The organism is Corynebacterium urealyticum DSM 7109 (assembly GCF_000069945.1).
In the GTDB taxonomy this organism is placed as follows: domain Bacteria; phylum Actinomycetota; class Actinomycetes; order Mycobacteriales; family Mycobacteriaceae; genus Corynebacterium; species Corynebacterium urealyticum.
Map to the genome: position 1 here is coordinate 1,751,551 of NC_010545.1, position 26,757 is coordinate 1,778,307.

A 26,757-nucleotide genomic window follows, 5' to 3' on the forward strand; every position below is an offset into this window, starting at 1 on the left:
TTCTCCCTTCGTCTCGAGGCCGGCGGCGGCTAGCCCTTCATCCCCTTGATCTTGCGCCCCAGCTCGCGGACCACTTCGCGCTCCTCGGTGCGGCGCTTGATGTCCTGGCGCTTGTCGTAGTCCTGCTTACCGCGGGCCAGGGCCAGCTCGCACTTCAAGCGCCCATCGACGAAGTACAGCTGCAACGGAACAAGCGTGTGGTTGCCGTCGCGCACTTTGCCCGTCAGCGAATCAATCTCGCGGCGGTGCAGCAGCAGCTTACGCACGCGTCGCGGGGTGTGGTTCCAGAAGTTGCCGCGGGAGTACTCCGGGATATGCAGTCCCCGCAGCCATACCTCTCCGGCATCGATAGTGGCATAAGCATCCACGAGGCTGGCCTTGCCCTCCCGCAGGGCCTTGACCTCTGTGCCGACGAGAACCACGCCGCACTCGTAGGTGTCGAGGATGTGGTAGTCGTGGCGCGCCTTGCGGTTGGTGGCAATGACGGCCGGGCCCCCGCCACGTGGTGCGGAGGCCTTCTTCCCCTTCGATCTCCCGGAATCCACCGGGGTGCTCTTCTTAGCCATGATTGCTCACACGTTACCAGCCGCGCTGTCGTCGAAGGAGTCGAACCGAGGCCACATGCGGCCAGTTAAGAGGAAACAGAAGGACCAAGCGATCCCCAATCAGCCAGCCCTTCCACTCAGGTCGCTATTTCTTGACGTACCAGCGCAGCGTGATCTGCGCGGTAATCGCCGCCACCGCGGCACCAATGATGACGAGGATCGGGGCCATCAGCCAGATATCGGCGGTGGTGATCTTCGCAACCAGGTTTGCCCGGTAGACCGAGTCCAGCGCCTTGTCCACGACCAGCGCCTTGCCGGCAAGCATGCCGCCCACCGCGATGACGGCACCGATCACTGCGCCGATGATGGCCTCCAGCACGAATGGCGCTTGGGTGTACCAGCGGGACGCACCCACCATGCGCATGATGCTGATTTCCTCTCGGCGCGAGTACGCCGCGATCTGCACCATGTTCACGATCAGGAAGATCGCCGCGATTGCCTGGACGGCGGCGACGAAGAACGCCGCGTTGCGGATGGAGTCCAGGTTGCGGGTCGCCGCCTGCAGGTCCTCGCCCTGGTCGACGACGTCCTGCACCACCGGGTTTTCGCGCACCGCATCGATCGGCGCGGTGTCGGTTGGGTCCTCCAGGCGGACGTGGAAGGCCGCCGGGAAGGCGTCCTTGCTGGTCTGCTCAACCAGACGCGGGTCGGAGTCCTGGAACAGCTCCACGAAGCGGTCATAGGACTGCTGCTTGTTACGGAAGGTGACGGACTTGATGCCCTCGTCGCCCTCCAGCTGCTCGCGGAGCTTGGCGCAGTCCGGCTTCGCGCACTCCGGGTCCTCGACCGAGACCTCGTCCTTGAGCTGGACCATGACCTCGATGCGGTCGATGTAAATATCCTTGGTGCGCTCGGTCATCGTGGTCATGAGAAAACCGGTGGCCAGCAGCGCCAGCGAGATCGCGGTGGTGATGATCATCGCGATCGTCATGGTGGCGTTGCGGGTCAGGCCACCGAAGGCTTCGCGGGTGATGAAGTTACTTCGCATACGTATTAAACCTTCCTCGTTGCCCCGGTTTAGTGGCCGACGCCGTACATGCCGCGGGCGTCGTCGCGCACGAGCTCACCGTTGTGCAGTTCGATGACGCGCTTGCGCATGGAGTCGACGGCGACGTCGTCGTGGGTGGACATGACGACGGTGGTGCCCTGCTGGTTGATGCGGTTGAGCAGGTTCATGATCTCGGCGGAGGTATCCGGGTCGAGGTTTCCGGTCGGCTCGTCGGCGAGCAGGACGAGCGGGCGGTTGACGGAGGCGCGGGCGATGGCGACGCGCTGTTGCTCACCGCCGGAGAGCTCGTGCGGGAAGCGGTTCTCCTTGCCCTGCAAGCCCACGGTTTCGAGAGCGGCCGGCACCAGCTTCTCGATATCCGGGCGCTTCTTGCCGATCACCTCGAGGGCGAAGGCGACGTTTTCGAAGACCGTCTTCTTCTGGAGCAGGCGGAAGTCCTGGAAGACGTAGCCGATGCGCTGGCGCAGCTTCGGAACTTCCTTATCCTTTAGCGCGTTGACGTGGAACCCGGCGACATGCAGGTCACCAGAGTCCAGCACCTCTTCGCGGACCATGAGCTGCAGAAAAGTAGACTTTCCGGAGCCGGAAGGGCCAATAAGAAAGACAAACTCGCCCTTTTCGATCTCTGCGGAAATACTCTGGAGCGCAGGCCGGGTTGAGGTCCGGTAGCTCTTGGAAACGTTATCGAAAGTGATCACGGCTCTAACCTTAGCGAACCAAAGGTGAAACTGTTATAGAAGGGAAGCGTGTGACTGCCGAGAAGACAGAGAACAAGCACAGCGACCAAAAAAGCCGACCGCAGCGACGACCACCAGGAGGAGCGCGCACCCGAAAGGGTCGGCGGTTTCCTCGGCTGGGTGGAGCGAATCGGCAATAAGCTGCCAGAGCCGTTCTGGCTCTTCGTCATCATCGGCGGCCTGGTCCTCGTCAGCTCCTGGCTGGGTTCACTAGCCGGGCTCAGCGCGAAGGATCCCGAATCCGGCGAAACCGTCGCCGTGAAGAACCTGCTCTCCGCCGAGGGCTTGTCTTCCATCGTCTCCAACGCGGTCGAGAACTACACGAGCTTCCCGCCACTCGGGCTCATCATCACGGTGATGCTGGGCGTGGCCATTGCGGAGCACTCCGGCCTGATCGCCTCGACGGTGCGCGCGGTGGTGAGCAAGGTGGGTCCGAAGAGCCTCACCTTCGTCGTCGCACTGGCTGGCGTGACCGGCTCCGTCGCCTCGGACGCGGTCTACGTCATCCTGATCCCCATCGGTGCGATGAGCTTCCGTGCGATGGGCCGCTCCCCGATCGTCGGTGCGATGGTCGCCTTCGCCGCGTCCTCGGCCGGCTTCAACTCCTCGCTGGTCCTCAACATCACTGACGTGCTGCTCGCGGGTATTTCCACCTCGGCCGCCAATATCGCGGACGCCGAGTACGCGGTCTCCCCGCTGGCTAATTACTTCTTCGTGATGGCTTCAGCGGTCGTCCTCGCGCTGATCATCACCGCGGTCACCGAGCTCTACCTCAACAAGAAGGCCCTCGAACTGATCGACCACGACCAGATCAACTACGAAGAGCTGACCTTTGGCAACGCCGAGCATGTCGATTCTGAAGGCAGCGCGGCGCTCGACAAAGATGCCAAGGATATGACGAAGGACGAGCTGGAGGCGGACCTCGCCCTCAGCGGCAAGGAGATCCGCGCCCTGAAGTGGACCGGGGTCGCCGCCGTCGTCTTCTTCGCGGCGTACTTTGCCGCCCTCTTTGTCCCGGGTTCCCCGCTGCAGGGCGAGGGCGGCGCGGTGATGGAAAGCCCCCTGATTACGGACGTCGGTGTCCCCATCGCGGCCGGCTTCTTCCTGCTCGGCGTGGTCTACGGCCTGGTTGCCAAGACTCTGACGAAGTGGCACCAGGTCCCGGAGTGGATGGCCCGCGGGTTGAAGACGCTGCTGCCGATGATGGTGCTTTTCTTCGCCGTCGCCCAGTTCCTGGCGTGGTTCACCGAGTCCAACCTGGGCTCCTGGACTGCGATCACCGGCGCGGAGATCCTGCAGAAGGCGGACCTTCCCCCGCTGCTGCTCTTCGGCCTCTTCGTCCTGCTGGTGGCCGGACTGAACCTGCTGATTACCTCGGGCTCTGCGCAGTGGGCACTGATGGCTCCGATCGTGGTGCCGATGTTCATGTACCTGGGCTACTCCCCTGAGGTCACCCAGATGCTCTTCCGCATGGGTGATTCGCCGTCGAACATCATTACCCCGATGAGCCCCTACTTCGCGCTAGCGCTGACCTTCCTTCAGCGCTACTACTCGCGCTCGGGCATCGGCACCCTGATGTCGCTCGCGCTACCCTATGCGATGGCGATGCTCATTGGCTGGTTCCTCTTCTTCGTCGTCTGGTGGCTGCTCGGCATCCCACTGGGACCGGGTACCTCGATGGATTACCCGGCCTAACCGCCAGGTTCCGCCGGACCTTCTTCCGGCGGGGCGCCGCTTACACCGCACACTCCCCAGCACCCGGGGCGTGCGCGGTTTTTATTTCACTTGCTGAAGCAATCCCGAAAAGGGCGTAGATTTGGGGCATGTGGAATGACACGGTCTCTCCCGCGGGGTGCGACACCGGGTATATCGCCCGGTACAGCACCCAGTACCGCGGTGCGCTAAGCCGGGTCACGCAAACCCGGCTGCGCGCGCTGTCCCGCGATCGCCGCCGCCGTCCTGGCGACCGCCCACCGGTTCTCGCTGTCTAAGACCGCCCCCGCCCCGAGCAGCCGGTCCCCTCTTCTTACCCAGCCCGTTTGAGGCCTTCTTTGGGCTCCCCAAAAACTGCAACGGAGTCAGGCCAACAACGGGACCCCCTCATACACAGAGAGACAGCGATCATGACTTCCCACAAGGAGAACAGCAAGCACTCCGCACACCAGGACCTCGCGCCGAACAGGGACATGGAGGGCCTCGTCGACGTCGCCATCGAACAGGCCGACACCTGGCTGGAGGTCAAGGAAACCGCGCCGGCCACGAAGCAGCTGGCCGACATGGTTCACGACCCGCACGGCGTGGAGTTCACCTTCAGCTTCGTCGACCGCGTGGCCCGACCGGAGGACAACAAGGTCGCGGCCGAAGAATTCGCGAAGATCGCTTCCCCCTTCAAGCGCACCGACCCGGCCCCCGAGTTCCTCGGCCTGATCGACACGATCCTCGTCACGGCAGGCTCGATTGCGGCCCCCATCCTGCCCAACGTCGTGATGCCCATCGCGCGAAAGTACCTGCGCTCCACCGTCGGCCACCTGGTGCTGGACGCCGGCTCCGAGACGTTGGACGCGATGCTCGACGACGCCCGGGAGAAGGGCTTCACGCTCAACCTCAACCTGCTGGGCGAGGCCGTCCTCGGCGAGGCGGAGGCCAAGCGACGCCTGCAGCAGACCATCGACCTGATTCGGAACCCGAAGGTGGAGTACGTCTCCGTCAAAGCCAGCTCCGTGGTCTCCCAGCTCAACCACTGGGACTTCCGTGGCTCCGTTGACCGGCTGAAGGACCGCCTGCGCCCGCTCTACCGGGAAGCCAAGCGCGCGGGCCAGGGGCGATCCGGAAAGCCGACCTTCGTCAACCTCGACATGGAGGCCTACGAGGACCTCGACCTCACGCTAGAGCTATTCACCGAACTTTTCGCCGAGAAGGAGTTCCTCGACCTGGAGGTCGGCATCGTCTTGCAGGCTTACCTTCCGGACTCCTTTGAGGCGCTCCAGCGACTCACTGAATTCGCGAAGCAGCGCGTGGCCCAGGGTGGCGCGAAGATCAAGGTGCGCCTGGTCAAGGGTGCGAACCTCTCGATGGAGCGGGTGGATGCGGAGATGCACAACTGGCCGCAGACCCCTTACCTCACGAAGGCGGAGGTGGACGCCAACTACCTGCGCTTGATCGACTGGGTGCTCAACCCGGAGAACGCAGGGGTAATCCGCATCGGCGTGGCCAGCCACAATGTCTATCACGTGGCACTCGCCCACAAGCTCGCCGAACAGCGGGGCGTGGCCGCGCAGCTGGACATCGAGATGCTGCAGGGCATGGCCCCAGCCCAGGCCAGCGAGGTGCAGAAGAAGACCGGCAACCTGATCCTCTACACGCCGGTCGTCCGCAAGGAAGACTTCGACGTCGCCGTCTCCTACCTGGTCCGCCGCCTCGAGGAAAACGGTGCGAAGCAGAACTTTCTGTACGCGCTGTTCACCCCGGAGGAGGACGACGACACCGGCCTGACGCCGATGGAAAACCAGGAGGAGCGCTTCCGGGATGCCGTCGCCGACCGCTGGACGACCTACCACGGGCCGCGCCGCACCCAGGACCGCATCCAGGAGGCCAAGGACAAGGTTGGCGCCACGGGCGGCTCGATCCCGGGCAACTTCCTCAACGAGCCGGATACCGATCCCGCCCTAGCGCAGAACCGCGAATGGGCACGGAGTCTGCTCACCCCGGAGGCCGACCCGGGCCCGGCGCAGTCCCCGCTGGTCACCGACCCGGCGGAGATCGACCTGGTCGTGCAGCGAGCACTCGAGGCCCACAACGGTGCGTGGGGGCAGAAGACCGGTGCGGAGCGCGCCGAGCTGCTGGATAAGGTCGCCGATTCCCTGGCGAACTACCGTGGCCGTCTGATCTCCGCCGCGGCTTTCGAGGCCGATAAGACGATCGCGGAGTCTGACCCGGAGATCTCCGAGGCCATCGACATGGCGCACTACTACGCAGAGTCTGCCCGTCAGCTCGACCGGCACCGCGGTTCAACCTTCACCCCGTACAAGGTCGTCGTGGTCACCCCGCCGTGGAACTTCCCCGTGGCGATCCCAGTTGGTGGTGTGACGGCCGCGCTTGCCGCGGGTGCCACCGTGATCCTCAAGCCCGCCCCGCAGGTGCTGCGCATCGCCGAGGTCTTCGTCGAGGCCATGCGGGAGGCCGGTGTGGGCGAAGACCTCCTGCAGCTGGTCAACGCCGACGAGGACGAGGCCGGCAAGCGCCTGATCAGCCACCCGGATGTGGAATCCGTGATCCTCACGGGGGCCTCGGAGACCGCGCAGTTGTTCCGCAGCTGGGACCCTCGCAAGGTCCTCAACGCGGAGACCTCCGGTAAGAACGCCATCATCGTCACCCCGGCTGCGGACCCGGACCTTGCGGTGGAGGATATCTACCAGTCCGCCTTCGGCAACGCCGGACAGAAATGCTCCGCAGCCTCCCTGATCATCACCGTGGGCTCGATGTCCAAAAACAAGCGCTTCATGAACCAGCTGGTCGATGCCGTCGAGTCCATCAAGGTGGGTCGCGGAACCGACATCTCCACGTACATGAACGGCATCATCGAGGCCCCCGGCGAGAAGCTGGACCGGGCGCTGCGCAAGCTCGATAAGGGCGAGAAGTGGCTGGTCAAGCCGAAGCAGCTGGACGAGACCGGCACACTGTGGAGCCCGGGCATTCGCGATAACGTACAGCCGGGCAGTTGGTACCACAAGAACGAGGCCTTCGGCCCGGTCACGGGCATCATGCACGCCAAGGACCTGGACGAGGCGATCGAGTGGCAGAACTCCACGGGCTTCGCTCTGACCGGCGGCATCCACACCATCGACCGGGACGAGACCGCCTACTGGCGCGAGCGGGTCGAGGTGGGCAATGCTTACGTGGAGCGCGGCATCACCGGCGCCATCGTGCAGCGCCAGTCCTTCGGCGGTTGGAAGGGCTCCTCCATTGGCTCCGGGGCGAAGGCGGGCGGCCCGAATTACGTCGCCCAGCAGGGCGTGTGGACCGAAGGCAATATCGAGGAGCTGACCTCCGGGACGGTCGAGCCGCACATCACCCAGATGCTGCGCGAGTTCCGCGGGCTGGGTTCCCCGGTTCTGGAGGACTCGGATCACGAGTGGCTCCGCCGGGCAGCGGAGTCCGATGCGCATGCCATGGCCGTCGAGTTCGGCGTCGAGCACGACAAGTCGGCGATGGTCGTGGAGTCCAACGTCTTCCGCTACAAACCACTGCTGGAGCCGCTGCGCGTCCGCGTCAACGCCGACGCCAAGGCACGCGACGTCCTGCGCCTACAGCTCGGGGCGGCGGTCACCGGTACCGAGCTGGATATCTCGGCGTCCGAGGAGGTAGCAGCGCAGTTCGGTGAGCTGGGCAAGAGCTTCCGGGTCGCCAGCGATCTGGTGTTCGCCGCGGAGATCTCGAAGGCTGCGAACTCCCGCATCCGCTCCCTGGGCGAGAGCCCGGATGCCTTCTACGAGGCGGCGGTCGATTCGAATTCGAAGATCTTCGACCAGCCGGTGCTACCGGATGGCCACCGTGAGCTGTTGACGATGCTGCTGGAGCAGAACATCGCCACCACCGAGCACCGCTTCGGCTACATCCACGGACTGACGCCTTAGGCGCCCTCCTCCTGCTGCTGCGCCATGCGCCAGCGGATACCGGCCTCGATGAGCCCGTCGAGGTCGCCGTCGAGGACCTTCTGCGGGTCCCCGACCTCGTACTCGGTGCGCAGGTCCTTGACCATCTGGTACGGGTGCAGCACGTAGGAGCGCATCTGGTTGCCCCAGGAGGCGTTGCCGCCTGCGCCGAGGGCATCCATTTCCGCCTTCTCCTCCTGGCGCTTCTTCTCCAGCAGCTTGGCCTGCAGCACGCGCATGGCGGAGGCCTTGTTCTGGATCTGGGATTTCTCATTCTGACAGGTCACGACGATGCCGGTCGGGATGTGGGTCAGGCGCACCGCGGAATCCGTGGTGTTCACGGACTGCCCGCCCGGACCGGAGGAGCGGTAGACGTCCACGCGAACATCCGCATCCGGCACCTCGATGGAGTCCGTCTGCTCCACGACAGGCAGGACCTCCACCTCGGCGAAGCTGGTCTGTCGGCGCCCCTGGTTGTCGAAGGGGCTGATGCGTACCAGGCGGTGGGCCCCCTGCTCCACGGAGAGCGTGCCGTACATGTAATCGCCGTGGATGACGAAGGTCGCGGACTTAATACCCGCCTCCTCCGCGTAGGAGATGTCGTAGATATCCACCTTGTGTCCGTGCTGCTCGGCCCAGCGGGTGTACATGCGCAGCAGCATTTCTGCCCAGTCCGCAGCATCCACGCCACCGGCGCCGGAACGGATGTTGACGAGCGCCTCGCGCTGGTCGTACTCGCCGGAGAGCATGGTGGTGATCTCCAAGGATTCGATGGCGGCCCGCAGCGCCGAGCGCTCTTCCTCCGCCATCGCAACGGCGTCCTCGGACGCCGCGGGGTCTTCCGCGGCTTCCTCCTCGGCCATGTTGTAGAGCACCGGGAGGTCCTCGAGCCGCTGGCGCAGTTCGCGAATTTTCTTCAGCTTGGCTTGCACGCGGGAGAGCTCCGAGGTGACCTGCTGGGCGTGATCCGGATCGTCCCACAGTGAGGGGTCGGCGGCTTGATCCTCCAGTTCGCGGGCGCGCCAGTCCAGCTCGTCGAGGTCCAACACCCGCTCGATGGTGGTCAGGGTGCCTTCCAGGTCTTTCAGATCAGAGCTCACATCCGGTTGCATAGTGCGCAAGTCTACCCGGCAGTGTGCACAATGGAATGTATGGCTAAGGCAAAGAATACGTCCACCTCCACCGGCAACTCCCCGGTGCCGGAGGAGATGCTCAACGCGATCATCAAGACCTTCATCGTCGCGCACGTCGACGACACCGATAACCACCTCGCCCAGGCGCTGGTGTATAACGCCGCCCGTCTGGCGTGGCGCATGCGAGCCTCCGGGCTTGAGACGGAGACGAAGACCTCCATCTCCGACGTCGTCACCGCCGCTGACCGCGCCGCCGAGAAGTTCATCACTGACGCGCTGGCGACGATCCGCCCGGAGGATGGCGTCCTTGGCGAGGAAGGCACCCGGCGCGAAGGGACCAGCGGGCGGACCTGGGTGATCGACCCCGTGGACGGGACCTATAACTTCACCACCGGCTCGGACTACTGGTGCTCCGCGCTGGCCCTGGTGGAGGGTGATCCGAACAACCCGGAGAAGATCATCTTCGGCGCGGTCCACCGCCCCGCGATGGGCTACACCTGGTTTGGTGGCCCGGAGATCCCCACCACCCGCGACGCCCAGCCGGTCCCGGAGTTCAAGAACACCCCAGCGGAACGCACCGTGGTCGCCACCTACCTGCACCCGCCGCTGTTTTCCGTGCCGGAGGTTCGGGACGCTTGGATCGCAGTGACCGGCAACTTCGCGACCGTCCGCATGCTCGGCTCGGCCTCCGTGGACATGGCGGGTGTGGCTTCCGGGGAGCTTGGCTGCTGGATCCAGGATTCTGTGGCTGCCTGGGACTGGCTGCCGGGCCGGGCTCTCGTGGAGGGCGCCGGCGGAGTGGCCGAGCAGATCGAGGCAGCAGGCAAGACGTGGTCGGTAGCCGGCACCGAATCAGCCGTGGCGAGCGTTAAGGCTGCGCTCATCGGCAGTTAGTTTTTGAGGCTAAGATCCAGGGCATGAGCACCACATACTCCGATGACCTGTCACTAGCCTTCGAGCTGGCCAACGCCGCGGACGAGATCACCATGGCTCGTTTCGAGGCCGAGGACCTCCGCATCGAATCCAAGCCCGACCTCACCCCCGTTTCCGACGCCGACACCGCCGTCGAGCGTCGCCTGCGCGAGATCCTGGCGGATTCCCGCCCGGATGACTTCGTGCTGGGTGAGGAGTTCGGCGGCGAAGCGCACTTCGAGGGCCGCCAGTGGGTCATCGACCCGATCGACGGCACGAAGAATTTTGTCCGGGGCGTGCCCGCGTGGGCCACGCTGATCAGCCTGCTGGAGGATGGCGTGCCGAAGGTGGGTCTGGTCTCCGCACCCGCCCTGTGCCGCCGCTGGTGGGCCGCCCCGGGGGCAGGGGCGTGGCGCTCCTTCTCCGTGCCGAATACTTTCGACGAGGACTCCACCCCGTCTGCCCAGCCGCGTCGGCTGAGCGTGTCGGGCGTGGGCAAGATTGCCGACGCCAGCCTCTCCATCAGCTCCCTGTCCGGCTGGCAGGATCGCGGCCTGCGGGAGCAGCTGGTGGGGCTCAGCGACCAGACCTGGCGGCTGCGCGGCTTCGGGGATTTCTGGTCCTACATGATGGTCGCCGAGGGCTCCGTGGATATCGCGGCGGAGCCGGAAGTCAGCCTCTGGGATCTCGCAGCACTCGTCCCGATCGTGACGGAAGCCGGCGGCACGTTCACGAACGTCGAGGGCACCCCGGGCCCGCACGGCGGTTCCGCGGTGGCCACCAACGGGCTGCTGCACGAGGACGTCATCGCCGCGTTGAATAAATAGCGCCGACCCAGGGCAGACAGAAAGAAAGGACGCTACCGCACGAGGCGGTGGCGTCCTTAACTGTTGGGGGGGAACTCCCCCGGAGCGGCCCTAGTAGGAAACGGTGATGAACTGGGTTTCGAGGTACTCCTCGATGCCCTCGAAGCCGCCCTCGCGGCCGATGCCGGACTGCTTCACCCCGCCGAAGGGCGCGGCCGGGTCGGAGAGCAGGCCCTTGTTGACGGCCACCATGCCGACCTCCATCTTCTCGGCGAAGGCCATCGTCTCCTGTAGCTTCTCGCCGACCACGTAGCCGGCCAGGCCGAAGTTCGTGGCATTGGCGTTGGCCAGGGCCTCGTCCTCATCGGCGAAGGTCTGGATGGTCATGACGGGGCCGAAGATCTCCTGGTTGGCGATCTCGAAGTCCTGGGTGACCCCGGAGAGGACGGTCGGGGCGTACCAGAAGCCGTTGGTGTCCAGCTCACCAGTGGTCTTGAGCTCCGGGTGCTTCGCCAGGGAGTCCTCGGTCAGCGTGAAGCCGCCGATCTCCACCTTCGCGCCCTGCTCGACGGCCTTTTCGACCATGTCTGCGACCTTGTCGCGCTGCTCTGCGCTGACCATTGGGCCTGCGGTGGCATCGCTATCGGTGCCCGCGCCAAGAACGAATTCGCCGATCCGCTTGGTGACCGCTGCGGTGAATTCCTCGGCGAGGGACTCGTGAACCAGGATGCGGTTGGCGGCGATGCAGACCTGCCCTGCGCCTCGCATCTTCGCGTCGATGGCGGCGTTCACGGCCTTGTCCATGTCCGCGTGCTCGAGGACGACGAGCGGGGCGTTGCCACCCAGCTCCAGGGAGGTGCGGATGGTGCCCTCGGCGGCCTTCGCCGCGAGCGCCTGGCCCACCTCGGTGGAACCGGTGAAGGTGAACTTGCGCAGGCGGTCGTCGTCCAAAATGGCGGAGACATTCGACGCGGTGCTGGTCGGCAGGACCTGGAACACTCCGTCCGGCAGTCCGGCCTGGCGGGAGAGTTCGGCCAGGTAGAGCGCGGTCAGCGGGGTCATCTGTGCGGGCTTGACGATCATGGTGCAGCCAGCGGCCAGCGCCGGAGCGAGCTTGCGGGTGATCATCGCTAGCGGGAAGTTCCACGGCGTCACCGCCAGAACCGGACCGACCGGCTTCGGGTGGGTGATGATGCGGCTGCCGCCGTCCGGGGACACGCGGTACTCCCCCGCGATGGCCTCAGCGCGGGAGGCGTACCAGCGGAAGAATCCCCCGCCGTAGCCGACCTCGCCCTGGCTGTCCTTCAACGCGCGACCGAGCTCCAGGGACTGCAGGTAGGCCAGGTCATCGGCATTGTCCTGCACCAGCTGATACAGGGAGCGCAGCAGGTCGGCGCGCTCCTGCGGGCTGGTGTTCTCCCAATCGGGCTGCGCCTTCGCAGCGTGGTCCATCGCCTCGCGGGCGTCACCCTCCGTTGCGGACGCCACCCGCACGAACTCCTGGCCGGTCGCGGCGTCGGTAACCCCGAGGGTCTCCCCGTCCGCGCCGTGGCGCCACTGGCCGTTAATAAAAAGCCCCGTCGGGACGGTGATCTCCCGCGGTCCGGCGGTGACGGTGGTGAAGAATTCTGGATTCGAGGTGTTCTGTGCTGTGTTGTTTTCTGCCGAAGTAGCCATGCCTCCACTGTGCCACTGGGCGTGACCGCCGGCCACCGTGCTTCAGCGGCGGCCGCTGGGCGTGACCGTCGGCCACCGTGCTTCAGCGCTGGTCGCTGGGATCAGACACCGACCACCGCGCGGGTACACAGCCCCACCGGTAGCTATGTCGCGGGGCACGCTGTGGCACTACCGTGCGACCGCCACCGAGACGACTAGGCTGGGTGACGATACGTCCAAGATTCACCGGCGACGCACCTCCCGAGGAGAACTCAAGCAGTGAGCATCCCACCCAACCCACAGCGGGTGACCAGCACCGCACCGTGGCAGGAACTCCAGGACTATAAGGAAAGCTTCGTCGGCACCACCCTCCGGGAGATCTTCAACCAGGAGGCCACCCGCGTCGAGGACATGACCATCCAGGCAGGCCCCCTGCACATCGACCTGTCGAAGAACCTCGCCGACGCCCGCGTCATGGAGCTGCTGGTCCAGCTGGGCGAAGCGATGGGGCTGCCGGAGTACCGCGACGCGATGATGGCCGGGGCTACGGTCAACACTACCGAGAACCGTGCCGCCCTCCACACCGCGCTGCGCATCCCGGTGGACCAGAATTTCGAGGTCGACGGGGTGGACGTCGCCGCGGACGTCCACGAAGTCCTCGGTCGGATGCGGGACTTCTGCCGCGACCTGCGCAGCGGCCGGTGGTTGGGTATCACCGGGCGGACCATCAAGCAAGTCGTCAACATCGGCATCGGAGGATCCGACCTGGGACCATCCATGGCGGCCACCGCACTACGCCCCTACCGGACCGCGGGCATCGAACCCTACTTCGTCTCCAACCTGGACCCGGCCGACCTCAGCGCTGCACTGGACGCCCTGGACCCGGAGTCCTGCCTCTTCGTCATCAGTTCGAAGACCTTCAGCACCCAGGAGACCCTGGTCAACGCGCGCGCGGCGAAGCAGTGGCTCCTCACCGAGCTGGAGCGCCGCGGTGTGCCGGCGGACACGAGCGCGCAGCGGCAAGCCATCATCGAAAAGCACTTCGTCGCGGTGTCCACCAACCGCGAAGCCGTCACGGAGTTCGGCATCGACCCGGCAAATATGTTCGGCTTCTGGGACTGGGTGGGCGGCCGCTACTCGGTGGATTCCGCCATCGGGCTCACACTCATGGCCGCGATCGGCCCGCAGGACTTCGACCAGTTCCTAGCCGGCCTGCACGACGTAGACGAGCACTTCCGCACCGCCCCGATGCACGCCAACGCGCCAGCCCTGATGGGTCTGCTGAGCGTGTGGTACCGCGACTTTCTGGACTCCCAGTCCCACGCGGTGATGCCCTATAGCGAGGACCTCCGCGAATTCCCGGACTACCTGCAGCAGCTGACCATGGAGTCGCTGGGCAAGTCCGTACGCCTGGATGGATCCAAGGTCGGGGTCCCCACGGGCCCGGTGTATTGGGGCGCGCCCGGGACAAATGGCCAGCACGCGTTCTTCCAGCTGCTCCACCAAGGCACGCAGCTCATCCCCTCGGACTTCATCGGGTTCTGCAACCCCCACGGCGAGGTCACCACCCAACCCGAGGGCACGAAGATGCACGACATGCTGATGGCAAACTTCTTCGCCCAGACCAGGGTGCTGGCGTTCGGTCGCACCGCTGACGAGCTGCGCGCCGCAGGTACCCCGGAAGAGCTGATCCCCCACAAGGAAATGCCAGGCAACCAGCCCAGCACCACCATCCTGGCGGACATGCTGACCCCGCGCTCCCTGGGTGGACTGATCGCGCTCTACGAGCACATCACCTTCGTCCAATCGGTGATCTGGGGTATAAACGCCTTCGATCAGTGGGGTGTCGAGTTCGGGAAGCTCCAGACCAGCGATCTGCTCCCGGCGGTACGGGGCACCGCTGACGTGGCAGCCGGGGATGGCTCCACCGACGCGCTGATCAGCTTTTACCGACAGCACCGCAACGAGGGTTAGACTCAATAAACACCATCGGCGCAATGACCTGCGCCGACCGAAACTGGAAAGAACCGCCTGCTCATGGACGTTGTGATTCGGCAGACCCCGAAAGAAGTCGCGCAGCTCGCGGCCACCATCATGGCCCGCTACGTCTCCGAGGGGAAGAACATCGGGCTGGCCACCGGCTCCACCCCACTGCTGACCTACCAGGAGCTCATCGCCAAGCACCGCGAGGGTCTGAGCTTCGCGAACACTACGGCTTTTCTGCTGGACGAATACGTGGGCTTGCCGGAGGATCACGAGCAGTCCTACCACTACACGATCTACAACGAGTTCACGCAGTACGTGGACTTCGCCGACGGCGCAGTGCACACCCCCGATGGGATGAACCCCCGCACCGATGAGGCAGGTCGCGAGTACGAGGAGGCCATCGAGGCCGCCGGAGGCATCGACATCCAGCTCCTCGGCGTGGGGACCAACGGGCATGTGGGCTTCAACGAACCCGGCAGCTCCTTCGACTCCCTCACCCGACTGAAGACGCTGCACCCGCAGACACGGCGGGATAACGCCCGCTTCTTCGGTTCGCTCGAACAGGTTCCGATCCACGTGATCACGCAGGGCTTGGGCACGATCCGCCGCGCCGGGCACCTACTGTTGCTCGCCACGGGGGAAAACAAGGCTGATGCGGTGGCGAAGCTTGTGGAGGGGCCAGTGTCCGCGATGATGCCGGCCTCCGTGCTCCAGCTGCACCGCCACGCGACTGTCATCGTGGACGAGGCGGCGGCATCCCAGCTGCAGGAAACCGAGTTTTACCGCTTCGTGGATGCCAACCGTCCGGAGTGGCAGGCATACTAACCCCACTTCGGGGGTAAAACGGCAATTTCCACAACGGGGGCACCCGAGGCATCGGGTGCCCCCGTTGGCATATTTTCTGCTGGAAATACGCCAAGCGCACAACAAGAGCGTCAAAAAGGGGATAAATATAGACCCAATGTTTTCGGGTCGCTCTTGCGAATCACCACACACTCGCGCTGGACGATCACGACGCCACCTCTACGTTGCGATCAGTGCCCGGAATGTTCATCCCCCAAAAGACTGCACAGGAGACAAAGTGCGTATCGGTATTCCGGTTGAGCCGGGTGAGAACCAGCCGCTGGTGGCAGCCACACCAGACACGGTCGGCAAGCTCATCAAGCTTGGCTATGACGTTGAAGTACAGGCAGGTGCCGGCGAAGACGCCGCCTACCCTGACGCCCTCTACCGCGAGGCCGGCGCGAGCATCGTAGGCGAGGAGGTCTGGGAAGCGGACATCGTCACGACGCTCGACACCCCGCCCAAGGAGAAGCGCGACCTCATGCGCTCCGGAGCCACCCTGATCTGCCGCATGGCTCCAGGCCGCAACGAGGAGCTCATCAACGAGCTCGCCAACCGTGGCATCACCGGGCTCGCGATGGACGCTGTGCCGCGTATTTCCCGCGCACAGTCCATGGATGTCCTCTCCTCCATGGCAAACATCGCCGGCTACCGCGCAGTCATCGAGGCCGCCAACGCCTTCGGTCGACTGTTCACCGGCCAGGTCACCGCGGCAGGTAAGGTGCCGCCGGCAAAGGTCTACGTCATCGGCGCTGGTGTCGCTGGCCTGGCCGCGATCGGTACCGCCAACTCCATGGGCGCGATCGTCAAGGCCACCGACCTGCGCGTCGAGGCAGGCGAGCAGGTCGAGTCCATGGGGGCGGAATTCGTCGCCATCCAGGAAGAGGCCGAGAAGTCCGAGGACGGCTACGCCAAGGAGATGACCCAAGACCAGGCGGAACTCGCTGCGAAGATCTATTCCCAGCAGTCCGCCGAAGCCGACATCGTCATCACCACCGCAAACATTCCGGGCCGCACCTCGCCGGTGCTGCTCACCGAGGAAGATGTCGCCAACATGCGTCCGGGCAGCGTCGTCGTCGACCTGGCGGCAGCCAACGGTGGTAACTGCGCGCTGACGAAGCCGGGCGAGGTCTTCGTCACCGATAACGGCGTGACCATCATTGGCTACACCGACCTGGCGGGCCGCCTGCCTGGCCAGGCCTCCCAGCTGTTCGGCCAGAACATCGTCAACCTGTTCAAGCTGATCACGCCGGAGAAGGACGGCCAGCGCGTGCTGGACCTGGATGACGAGATCATCCGCACCATCACCGTCACCCTCAATGACGGCCAGGAGACCTCCGTCCTCTGGCCGCCACCACCGGTGAGCGTGTCCGTCGCCCCGCAGCAGCAGCCCGCGCAGGACACGCAGGCCGCCGAGGAGCCGGAGAAGCAAGCCTTCATGGGTGGCCCCTTCGCCAAGATCGGTCTGGCCATCGCCATCCTACTGGGCGCTGCAATCGTCCTGGTCAGCCCGCTGGGAATGAGCGGCAACTTCGTCGTCCTGACCCTGGCCATCGTGCTGGGCTTCTACGTGATCTCCGCTGTCACCCCGACCCTGCACACCCCGTTGATGTCCGAGACGAACGCGATTTCAGGAATCGTCCTGGTCGGCGCGATCTTGCAGGTCAACAGCCCCAATATCATCGTTACGGTCCTCGCGTTCCTGGCAATCGTCGTGTCCTCCGTCAACGTGTTCGGTGGCTTCGCCATCACAGACCGCATGCTCGGCATGTTCGTTAAGGAGGATGCATAAACCATGACTGCCACTCTGATTCTTTCGCAGGCAGCGACCGGCGAGAACGCCACGCTGCTGGATTGGCTGGCCCGGATCTCGAACCTGGCCTACATCGTGGCTGCCGTGCTCTTCCTCATGGCACTGGCCGGCCTCTCTAAGCCGGAGACCGCAAAGCGCGGTAACACGCTGGGCATGAGCGGTATGGCTGTTGCCATCGCCGTGGCCATCTTCCAGGCCGTGGTTCACTCCACCACCGATTCCGATGCCCTGGACCCGGTCATCACCGTCGTCCTCATTGCCCTGGCTATGAGCCTCGGTGCGGCCTACGGCATCAAGCGCGCGCACTCCGTCGAGATGACTGGTCTGCCGCAGCTGATCGCGCTGTTCAACGGCATGGTCGGTCTGGGCGCGGTCTTCATCGGCTACAACTCCTTCGTTTCCGAGTCCGCCGACTCGATGGGTGCTGCCGCCTACAACTTCCACCTGGGTGAGGTCTTCCTCGGCATCTTCATCGGTGCCGTGACCTTCACCGGCTCGATCCTGGCTGGCCTGAAGCTCTCCGGCAAGGTCAAGGGCGCCCCGCTGCTGCTGCCGGCCCGTAACCTGCTGAACGTCGCCATCCTGGTGATCAGCCTCGTGCTCATGGTCGTGTTCATCCTCGCGGGTGAAGGCACCACCGCCTGGATCGCGGTTGGCATCATGACCGCCCTGGCGCTGTTCATGGGCTGGCACCTGGTCGCTGCCATTGGCGGTGGCGACATGCCGGTCGTCGTGTCCATCATGAACTCCTACTCCGGCTGGGCAGCTGCCTTCACCGGTCTGATGCTGCAGAACCCGCTGCTGATCATCACCGGTGCGCTGGTCGGTTCCTCCGGTGCATTCCTCTCCTACGTGATGTGCCAGGCGATGAACCGCTCCTTCCTGAACGTCCTGCTGGGCGGCTTCGGCACCGACGGTGGCGCGGTCGCGGAGGGTGTCGACGGCACCCACACCGAGATCGACACCGACGAGGCTGTCGCGATGCTCAAGGACGCGAAGAACATCATGATCACCCCGGGCTACGGCATGGCTGTCTCCCAAGCGCAGTACACGGTCGCTGAGCTGACCCGCAAGCTGCGCGACCAGGGTAAGACTGTCCAGTTCGGTATCCACCCGGTCGCCGGTCGCCTGCCTGGCCACATGAACGTCCTGCTGGCTGAGGCGAAGGTCCCTTATGACATCGTCATGGATATGGAGGAGATCAACGACGACTTCGACGAGGTCGACGTGGTCCTGGTCATCGGCGCGAACGATACGGTCAACCCGAGCGCTGAGATGCCGGGCTCCCCGATCGCCGGCATGCCGGTTCTGAAGGTGTGGGAGGCTGAGCGCGTGATCGTGCTGAAGCGTTCCATGGGTGCCGGTTACTCCGGTGCGCAGAACCCGCTGTTCTTCAACGAGAACACCGACATGCTGCTCGGTGATGCGAAGGCATCCATCGAGAAGCTGGCCGCAGGGATCAGCAACTAAGCCTGGGAACCCCGCGGTGACCGCGCCACCCACCCGGGTGGTGCACCGAGAAAATCCCCGTCGATGCGACAAGCATCGGCGGGGATTTTGACGTCCCTAAAGGGACAACGATCCGGAACTCTAGGGGTGGCGAAGGCCACTCCCCCAGTCGGGATGGGGGCTAGAAGAGGCCCTCGTTCTTCTTGCCGGTATCGGTGACCGTGTGCTCACGGGAGTCCACCTGCTCGTCGTTAGCGGTGGCGGTGTCCTCCTTGTGGCGGCCGGTCTGGGTGACCTCAAGGTAGTTGTAGAGGCGACCTTCCTTGGTGTTGCCGTCACCGAAGTCCAGGGCCGCGACGGTCGCGGTATCGCCGGCGTTAATCGGGTTGGAGAGGGTGACGGTGAAGGTTCGGGTGGAGGTCTCCGGGTCGAAGCCCTCATCGAAGATGTGCGCACCGTTCATGCCGCGCGGGGTGATGAGGCGGTCAACGCCCTCCGGGCCCTTGTCGGTCTTCACGTTGATGCGGAAGGTCGTCAGCGGATAGTCCTGGTAGTAGCGCTGGCTGCCGACGTTCTTCAACTTCAGGACGACGGTTCCGGCGAAGCCCTTCGCCTTGGCGCCGGAGGTCTGGAAGTACGGCTCGAGGTCATAGTCGGCCTGGTTGGACGCAGCGGCGTGGGAGAAGTCCTGGTCGATTTCTTCCTGCGCGGTGGCAGCACCAACCGCACCGCCGATTCCGCTGAGCGCGGCGACGGTGGCCAGGCCTGCGGTGGCCAGGCGGAGGGAGTTCTTGGTTTTCTGCATTAGGCTTCCTCTTCCTCGAGCGTGGTGGTTTCGGACTTAGCGGCGATTTCTTCAGCCTGGGCGGCCTTTTCTGGCTCTGCCTCCTTGGTCACGGCCTCTGGAGTCTCGCCCTCGGTCGGCTTCGCATCCTCCTGGACCTCCACCGGCTCGCCCTGAGGCTCGGTACCTTCCTCGACCTTCGCGCCCTCGGCAGCGCCGGCCGGGTTTTCATAGAGCTTCACATTGACCTGGTTCTTGATCGGGGTGAGTGCAGTCCAGCTGCGCGGGGTGGACCAGGTGCCGTTCGGCTTGCAGTACTGCTGGGTGCCGGTCATGGTGATGGTGCGGAAGCCGTAGGTCGCCTCGCCGGTCTTTCCAGCTGGAACGTCGTATGGGCCGATGCTCTGGCCGACTTCCCAGCTCAGGGAGTAGGAGGCCTCGAAGCCCAGGGTCTTGGCTAGGGAGTAGGTGATACCGGTGGAGACGTTGCCCTTGTCCCCGCTGGCTCCGCCGCCGAGGTTGGCGGTGGTGGTGGAGGTCCGGTCGCCCTTAACGGAAAGCTGGATGGACTGGGACTTGGACAGGTCCTGGGTCAGCGGGATGGTGTCGGCAGTTCCGTTGGTCGCAGAGATCGTGCCGGCCGGGGTGAATTTATCCTTGACCTTGTAGACAACGGTGCGGAAGTCCTCCCCAGAGTTGCACACTGGGCGCGGGTTGAGGATATTGGCCTTGATGTGGTCGCTACCGTGGTAGGTGTTGACGATCGGCAGGTCAACGTTGGTTTTGGGGGTCTCCGGGTAGTGATCGTTCAGGGTGTCTGCCTGGGCCTGGCCGGCCAAGCCGGTGGCCACGAGGCCGAGAGTTGCTACTGCGGCGGCGCACTTACCGGCCGTCGAGGTTTTGCGGGTGAACACGAAAGAATTCTCCTCCTCGGTGTAAAGCTGACTGCATGACGCTGACTCTGTGTTAGCGGCACCGATACGATAACCACCCTCGAACAGCCACTTGGTTAATGGAGTGAAACCTCAAAGTTAACCAGAGATCACCCCTAAGAGCCCTCTTAAAACAGACCACGAACCCCTAGCACTCCCCCAACCGAGGAGCCCACACGCTTCAGATTTACAGCTCGCATGCATAAGTCGATATCAATAGATATCGTTCAACGACTACGGAATACATGCGTGACATGACACGCTCGCGGAGCAGTGAACCCAGCTAGCAGCGCGTCACACAGTACTGAATCGTTCAGATAAAAATTCCCTGAAAATTTTTCCTAACCCGCGAAAACAGCCTGCTCTACCCCAACCTGGGGGAGCTAACGGGAGGGGAGGCTAGGCCTTAAACGCCCGGCTGGCAGTGCGGGCACCACCAGATGATGCGTTCCAACTCCCCGGCGTCCAGTACCGGGTCCCCGCCTGCGAAACGCCCCCCGAGGGTGGACTGTTCGATTGTTTCCCCGCAGCGTCGGCAGGGCTTCGCCGCGCGGCCGAAAACGAAGGTGCCCATCCCGGGGCGCCGGTCACCAGTGAACACCCGGTGTGGCTCCAGCCGGTTCTCCCACATCACCCGACGCGCCAGGTCCAGCGCCTGCGCCACCTTCTCCTCCCCAACCCGGCCGACGGGTACGGCGGGGTGCAGGCCGGTGAGGAACATGACCTCGGCGCGGTATTCATTGCCGATACCGGCGACATTGCGTTGATCCAGCAATGCGGCCCCCAGGCTCCGGTCGGGGCGGCGCAGGATCCGTCGCAGGGCCTCGTCTCGCCCCGTCCGGCCGGTGTCCCGGAATTCTTCGCTGGCCCAGCAGGGGTCCAGGATGTCGGGGCCCAGGTGCTGGACCACGGCGGGGTAGTCTCGGGCCGGATACAGGCGCACGAAGCCCAGCTCGTGGCCGACGACCTCGATGGGCGGCCCGCTCGGATGCTGGGGGCTCAAGTGAAGCACGACCCGGGCGGTGTACCCCGGGCGGCGCCAGCGGCTGCCAGCCGCGTGGATGGCCCATACCCCCTCCATTTTCAGGTGAGTGTGCAGGATCTGCTCCCCTGCCTGGATGAACAAGTGCTTTCCATAGGGCCAGACCGCCTGGATCCGCTCACCGGTGATGGAGGCGGTGGCCAGGGCGGGCACCCGGAAGTCGCTGTGCAGCACCTCGCGGCCGGGCATCCACTTGAGCCTATTGGCCAACTGCAGGACGGAATCTCCCTCGGGCATTGCCCGCCTCCTTCCGGTCTCGGGGTTCTAGCTCAGCTGAGCTTGCTCGGTTGGGCCGTTAGCCGCGGATGCTCAGACCCTTCGGGGTGAGCCGCGCCCCCGCAGCGATCCAGCCCTGGGTGGGCAAATCCATCACGGATGCGCCATTGATCCTGTCAATCGTGACCGGAGAGAGCCGCCCGGCGCGAATCGTACTGCTCAGCGCGACGATGATGGCGTCGATCGTCGGCTGGCTGATGGCTCCTGGCGGGGTGTCGTCGGCCATGCTTGGTGCGTCGAAGGCGGTGAGCGTCCTGCCACCCCGGGTGAAATGCGCGACCAAGCGGCCACGATCCAGCACCACGAAGGCTCCCGCACCCCGGGTCAGCCGGGCGGGCTCGCCGTCAAGGCTAGGCCACGGCAGGGCCGCACCGTAAGGGTTGGCCACGTCACCGGCGGCCAGCAGCACCGGCCCGTCCCCCGCCCTGCTGGCGGGCGTGCCATCCGCCTGAGGGTTCGCACCGTGGTCTTCCAGTTGTCGCAGCTGCCGGATCACCGCGTGCGGGGCAAATTGCGCCCCGCCGAGGCCCTCGATGACGTATCCGCGCAGCACCGCGCCGGAATCCTCCCAGGCGCTCAAGGTCCGGTAGGCCTCCGCGAAACCACCGGCGTGATGTTCCGCCATCACAGCCCCGCGCGTGACCACGCCATAACGATCAATCCACGCCTCACTGCGGGCCAGGGCACGCTCCGCGTCGGTCACATCGATCTCTAGCAGCGGGGCGAGTGCTGCCCAGCGCCCCGGCACCGACTGGTGCGCGTTCATCGCCTGGCGCCGCTGCCGGATGCGGTCCATCGACTCGTTGCCGGCCATCTGCGCAAAACTGCTGCGCCCCATCCGCAGCCGCCGCGCCGATCCCCTCCCGCGGTTGCGGCGGGGTGCCCGGTGGGCGGTGGCACCACTTTGTTTTCCGGACGTCAACCTCGCCCGGAGCGCGGCGAAACCATCGGGAGCAATGAGGCCACAGTCGAAGAGCTCCCACAGGGCGTCGTCGACTTCTTGATAGGCCGCGCCCGTAGCCCGGGTGAGCTCGGCGGCGAGGAAAGCCCCGCCACCGGACATGTGTTCCAACAGCTGGGTGGCGACCATCGAGAGCTGCGGGGCCTCCGCCGGCTCGTCGATGAGCAGCGGAGCGATGTCCGCGGGCAGCAGGCTGACGAGGGCGTCATTAGTCCCCGCGGTCCCCACCCCGCGCAGGATGATCTCCCCGGTGGCCAGCAGGTCGTCGAGATCTCCTGGCTGATAGTCCGGGATCCGGCTGGGCAACACCAGGGTTTCCCAGGCGCTGGTGGGCAGTGCGACCCCGGCGAGCTGTTCGATGACTTCGCCGAGCTCCTCCCGCTCGGAGCTGCCTACCCCATGCCAGTCCACGAGGAACTCCGCATAGGTCTGCGGGCTGACTGGCTCCACGGCCCCGCGGGCGGCGGCGAGCGTGGCCGAGCGCAGGCGACGCAGCATGCCGGTGTCGATATATTCCGTAGCCTGCTCGGTTGTACCCTCACCGCCACCTGCGGTGAAGTGGCCCGATTCAAGCCGGCGCTGGCCGATCCAACGTTTCAGCAAAGATTCGGCGGTGGCTGCACCCAGCCCGAACTCTGCAGCCACGCGGGCAGGGGTCACCGGACCCTGGTGTCGCATGAAGCGCAGCACCAGCTGGTCGATGGCGTCATCCACCTGCGCAGGATCGGCGGCCACGCCAGGTGGGACGGGCACGCCGAGCCCGTCGCGGAGCACCGGCATATCCTCAACGACCGCCCAGCGGCTGGCCCCGCCGAAGGTCACCTCGGCGAGGCGCTGCGGGACAAGCTCCGCCAGTTCCGCCAGCACTGCATCCCGATTCTCCGGCACCAGGCGCTGACTGACCTGCTCCCGGGTGAGGGGGCCAAGGGCGCGGATCATGTCGATGGCCTGCTCGGCAGTGCCGGCCTGGCGACCATCGGCCAGCCATTGGGCTGCCGACACCACCCGCGTGACCACCGCCGGGTCCAATTGGAGACCGTCGCCGCTCTTGCCCAGCAGCTTGGCCAACAGCGCGGGGTCGACCGCCAGCGCGGCGGCCCGCTCCGCGGAATCACCTTCGTACATGAACGCGCTGGTGTAGGTGAACAGCAAGGATTCGGCAAAAGCGCTCGGCCCCTCGGTGGTGACCTCCGCAACCCGCACGCCAGAGCTGCCGCCGCGTACACCAAGCTTCTTCAACAGTTCGGTGAGGGCATTCAGCTGGTAGACGTCGTGGAGGCATTCGCGCATGCTCTCCACCATGATCGGGAACTCGGGGTGTTCCCGGGCCACATCCAGCAGCTGGGAAGCGCGCTGCCGCTGCTGCCACAGGGGCTGCCGCTTGCCCGGGTTGCGTCGGGGCAGCAGCAAGGCTCGAGCCGCACATTCTCGAAAACGCCCCGCGAAGAGCGCGGAGCTGCCCACGTTATCCATCACATCGGCCAGCACAACCTCGGAGAGCTCCGCCGGCTGCCTTCCATCCCAGCCTGCATCATCCTTCCGATCCCCGGCGCTGCCACCAGCAGCACCCTCCCCGACTCCAGGTCTGGCCTCCCGGAAGAACTGCCCCAGCAGCAGGTCCGCCCCTGGCGGCTCCTCGGAATACGGAAGACGCAACACCAGCCCATCGTCACCGGCCACGGCCATCGCGTCGATCCCGGTCTCCCGCTGCAGCACCGCCCCGAGAGCCATCGCCCACGGCGCATTAACCCCACGCCCATAGGGCGAGTGGACGATCACCCGCCAGTCGCCGATCTCGTCCCGGAAACGCTCCACCAGCAGGGTTCGCTCGTCCGGCAGTATCCCGGTGGACTCCTTCTGGTCCCGGTAGTAGCCGTCCAGGTTTTCCCGGGTGTTATCGCAGATGAACGGGGCCGCGTGCAGGTCGCCCACGGTGCCGCTGCCCCATTGCCGGCGGTGCTCACCGATCGCGGTGCCCAGTTCCACTGGCCGGCCGGCGGCGTCGCCGACCCAAAACGGCAACCGCCCGGTGTGGCCCGCCGCGGGCACGACGATGACCTGGTCGCGGTTGATCTCCGTGATCCGCCAGCTGGAGGCCCCGAGGGTGAATACGTCCCCGACCCGGGACTCGTACACCATCTCCTCGTCGAGCTCCCCGACGCGCCGGGCCCCCTCCTCACCGGCGGCGAGGAAGACTCCGAACATGCCGCGGTCCGGGATCGTTCCGCCGCTCGTGGCCGCCAGCCGCTGGGCACCAGGGCGGGCTTGGAGCGTTCCCGCCGCCGGGTCGTACACCACCCGAGGTTTGAGGTCCGCGAAGTCGGTGCTGGGATAGTGCCCGCTGATCAGCTCGATCACGCCGTCGAAGGCATCCCGTGGCAGCGCTGCATAGGAGTACGCCCGGCGCAGCGCATGCCACCAGCGCTCCACGTCCAGCGTCCCGTGTGGTGCTTGTGCCTCCTCATTTTCCGACGCCAACGCCCCGGCCTCCGCGCCGGCCGGCGGATTCGTGAAACCCAGCTGGGCCTGCACCGCAGCGGCAATCGTCTGCTGCGCGAGCACGTCCAGGGCGTTCGTGATGATCTGCAGCGGTTCCAGCTCGCCCGCGTACAACCGCTGGGTGATGACGGTGGCGGCCTCGGCGTCCTGCTTATGCAGCGGGTAAATCGTAGCATGCGAGGTCGCGCCCACGGTGTGCCCGGCGCGGCCGCAGCGCTGCACCGCAGAAGCCACCGAGGGTGGGGCACCCACCTGCACCACGTGGTCCACCAGGCCCATGTCGATGCCGAGCTCCAGGGAGCTGGTGGCGACCACGCAGCGCAGGGTCCCGGACTTCAGCGCTGCCTCGATATCTGCGCGCTCTTCCTTGGATACCGAGCCGTGGTGGGCGCGAGCGATGACGGCCGGTACGCCGGTGACCCGGGTAGATTGCGCCATGAGCTGCGCGGGGTCGCGACGGGTGGGAGCGGCGATGGACTCCGGGTCGTGCTCCTCGGCCCACAGCTCGTTGAGCGCCCCGGTGAGCCGCTCAGCCGCGCGCCGGGAGTTCACGAAGACGAGTGTTGCCCGGTTCGCCATGACCTGCTGATAGATGGCGTGCTGAACGTGGGGCCAGACAGATTTTTGTTGCGGGAGGGCGGATTCCTTATCGACGCCACTGGCCACCCGTGCCCCGGACCCCAGGCCGGAGGCGCCACCCAGCCCTTCGCCGATGAGGCTGGGGCCGACGAGCGCCTCGTCGATCAGGGCTTCATCACCAGCGCCATCGCCCTCCGCAGGTCCGCCACCTTCTACGACACCGGCTGCGCTCTGGCTCCCGTCGACGCCCTCCTGGTCCCCGCTGGCCGGGTCCTCGTAGCGCGCGGCGTCGAGGTCTTCGGCAACCGGCGGATCCTGGAAGTCCGGCACCACGCTGCGGACCTGGACGTCCCAATCCTTTCTGATCGCCGGGTTAACCACCGTAACTGGGCGGTCGCCGCCGAGGAAGCTGGCCACCGCATCCACCGGGTTCACCGTCGCCGATAGCCCGATGCGCTGCACCGCCCGCCCGGTGAGCAGCTCCAACCGCTCCAGGGAGAGGGCCAGGTGGGCGCCACGCTTGGTTCCGGCCACCGCGTGGATCTCGTCTACGATGACCGTATCCACCCCACGCAGCGTCCCCGCCGCCTTCGAGGTCAGCATGAGGTACAGGGACTCCGGGGTGGTGATGAGGATCTCTGGCGGGTTACGCAGCAACTTTGCTCGCTCCGACTGCGGGGTGTCCCCGCTGCGCACACCCACCCGGACCGGGGCGACGTCCTCCCCCATCGCCGCGGCGGTGCGCGAGATACCTGCCAGCGGGGCGGCGAGGTTGCGGTCAACGTCCACTCCGAGTGCCTTGAGCGGCGAGATGTAGAGCACGCGGGTGGGGGTCTGTGGGTCGGTCTGATCCGCGGAGGGATGGGAAAGCACACCCGTGCGTGTCAGCTCGGAGAGCGACCACAGGAACGCCGCCAGCGTCTTACCGGAACCGGTGGGAGCAACGACCAAGGTGTTCTCCCCTGCGCTAATGGCCCGCCACGCCTGGGATTGGACAACCGTCGGCTCGTGGAACACGTCCCGGAACCACGCGGCTACTGGGGCATGAAATTGATCCAAGTCGGCGGAGGGCATGAGTACATAC

At 65.5% G+C, this 26,757-nt stretch carries 17 protein-coding genes; 8 read left to right on the forward strand and 9 right to left on the reverse strand.

The features are described 5' to 3' along the window. Positions 1-29 precede the first annotated feature (29 nt). From smpB to ftsE, 3 genes are all read right to left on the reverse strand, one after another. The gene (gene smpB / locus CU_RS07570; protein ID WP_012360745.1) at positions 30-566 is read right to left on the reverse strand and encodes an SsrA-binding protein SmpB; all 537 of its coding nucleotides are present in this window, start codon (positions 564-566) and stop codon (positions 30-32) included. Positions 567-690: 124 nt separating this feature from the next. Beyond that, complete coding sequence (ftsX, locus tag CU_RS07575) at positions 691-1,593, reverse strand: permease-like cell division protein FtsX (protein WP_012360746.1); 903 nt, start codon at positions 1,591-1,593, stop codon at positions 691-693. Between the two features lie 29 nt (positions 1,594-1,622). Continuing rightward, on the reverse strand, positions 1,623-2,312 hold the full coding sequence (gene ftsE / locus CU_RS07580) for a cell division ATP-binding protein FtsE (RefSeq protein ID WP_012360747.1): 690 nt from the start codon (positions 2,310-2,312) through the stop codon (positions 1,623-1,625). Positions 2,313-2,471: 159 nt separating this feature from the next. Here ftsE and CU_RS07585 point away from each other — a divergent pair, with 159 nt between their 5' ends. Both CU_RS07585 and CU_RS07590 read left to right on the forward strand, forming a co-directional pair. Then, positions 2,472-4,046: an AbgT family transporter gene (locus tag CU_RS07585; RefSeq protein ID WP_012360748.1), complete on the forward strand. Its 1,575-nt coding sequence runs from the start codon at positions 2,472-2,474 to the stop codon at positions 4,044-4,046. Positions 4,047-4,474: 428 nt separating this feature from the next. Further along, a complete protein-coding gene (locus CU_RS07590) occupies positions 4,475-7,984 on the forward strand; it encodes a bifunctional proline dehydrogenase/L-glutamate gamma-semialdehyde dehydrogenase (protein ID WP_407919458.1) in 3,510 nt (1,169 codons plus the stop codon). Here CU_RS07590 and prfB read toward each other — a convergent pair. After that, positions 7,981-9,114, reverse strand: coding sequence for a peptide chain release factor 2 (gene prfB, locus CU_RS07595; protein WP_012360751.1), 1,134 nt, complete (start codon positions 9,112-9,114; stop codon positions 7,981-7,983). The genes CU_RS07590 and prfB overlap by 4 nt on opposite strands. Positions 9,115-9,153: 39 nt before the next feature. On the opposite strand from prfB, the gene CU_RS07600 reads away from it, so the two are divergent. Together CU_RS07600 and hisN are read left to right on the forward strand one after the other, a co-directional pair. Then, a complete protein-coding gene (locus tag CU_RS07600) occupies positions 9,154-10,029 on the forward strand; it encodes an inositol monophosphatase family protein (RefSeq protein WP_407919459.1) in 876 nt (291 codons plus the stop codon). A 23-nt stretch (positions 10,030-10,052) separates the two neighbouring features. Continuing rightward, complete coding sequence (gene hisN / locus CU_RS07605; RefSeq protein WP_012360753.1) at positions 10,053-10,874, forward strand: histidinol-phosphatase; 822 nt, start codon at positions 10,053-10,055, stop codon at positions 10,872-10,874. Positions 10,875-10,964: 90 nt separating this feature from the next. On the opposite strand, the gene CU_RS07610 is transcribed toward hisN, so the two are convergent. Then, a complete protein-coding gene (locus CU_RS07610) occupies positions 10,965-12,530 on the reverse strand; it encodes an NAD-dependent succinate-semialdehyde dehydrogenase (RefSeq protein WP_012360754.1) in 1,566 nt (521 codons plus the stop codon). A 258-nt stretch (positions 12,531-12,788) separates the two neighbouring features. Here CU_RS07610 and pgi point away from each other — a divergent pair, with 258 nt between their 5' ends. The 4 genes from pgi (at position 12,789) to CU_RS07630 (ending at position 18,621) form a co-directional block, all read left to right on the forward strand. Continuing rightward, a complete protein-coding gene (gene pgi / locus CU_RS07615) occupies positions 12,789-14,483 on the forward strand; it encodes a glucose-6-phosphate isomerase (protein ID WP_012360756.1) in 1,695 nt (564 codons plus the stop codon). 63 nt (positions 14,484-14,546) lie between these two features. Next, complete coding sequence (nagB, locus tag CU_RS07620; protein WP_012360757.1) at positions 14,547-15,320, forward strand: glucosamine-6-phosphate deaminase; 774 nt, start codon at positions 14,547-14,549, stop codon at positions 15,318-15,320. A 256-nt stretch (positions 15,321-15,576) separates the two neighbouring features. Then, complete coding sequence (locus CU_RS07625) at positions 15,577-17,130, forward strand: Re/Si-specific NAD(P)(+) transhydrogenase subunit alpha (protein ID WP_012360758.1); 1,554 nt, start codon at positions 15,577-15,579, stop codon at positions 17,128-17,130. 3 nt (positions 17,131-17,133) lie between these two features. Beyond that, a complete protein-coding gene (locus CU_RS07630) occupies positions 17,134-18,621 on the forward strand; it encodes an NAD(P)(+) transhydrogenase (Re/Si-specific) subunit beta (RefSeq protein WP_012360759.1) in 1,488 nt (495 codons plus the stop codon). 160 nt (positions 18,622-18,781) lie between these two features. Here CU_RS07630 and CU_RS07635 read toward each other — a convergent pair whose 3' ends face one another. The 4 genes from CU_RS07635 to CU_RS07650 form a co-directional block, all read right to left on the reverse strand. Next, positions 18,782-19,405 carry a hypothetical protein gene (locus tag CU_RS07635; protein WP_012360760.1) on the reverse strand — a complete coding sequence of 208 codons (624 nt, stop codon included), beginning with the start codon at positions 19,403-19,405 and terminating at the stop codon, positions 18,782-18,784. Next, on the reverse strand, positions 19,405-20,298 hold the full coding sequence (locus CU_RS07640; RefSeq protein WP_012360761.1) for a hypothetical protein: 894 nt from the start codon (positions 20,296-20,298) through the stop codon (positions 19,405-19,407). The genes CU_RS07635 and CU_RS07640 overlap by 1 nt, the downstream gene beginning before the upstream one ends. A 424-nt stretch (positions 20,299-20,722) precedes the next feature. Continuing rightward, positions 20,723-21,595, reverse strand: a complete 873-nt coding sequence (locus CU_RS07645; protein ID WP_012360762.1) for a DNA-formamidopyrimidine glycosylase family protein — start codon at positions 21,593-21,595, stop codon at positions 20,723-20,725. Positions 21,596-21,653: 58 nt separating this feature from the next. Beyond that, positions 21,654-26,747 carry a DEAD/DEAH box helicase gene (locus CU_RS07650; protein WP_012360763.1) on the reverse strand — a complete coding sequence of 1,698 codons (5,094 nt, stop codon included), beginning with the start codon at positions 26,745-26,747 and terminating at the stop codon, positions 21,654-21,656. Positions 26,748-26,757: the final 10 nt, after the last annotated feature.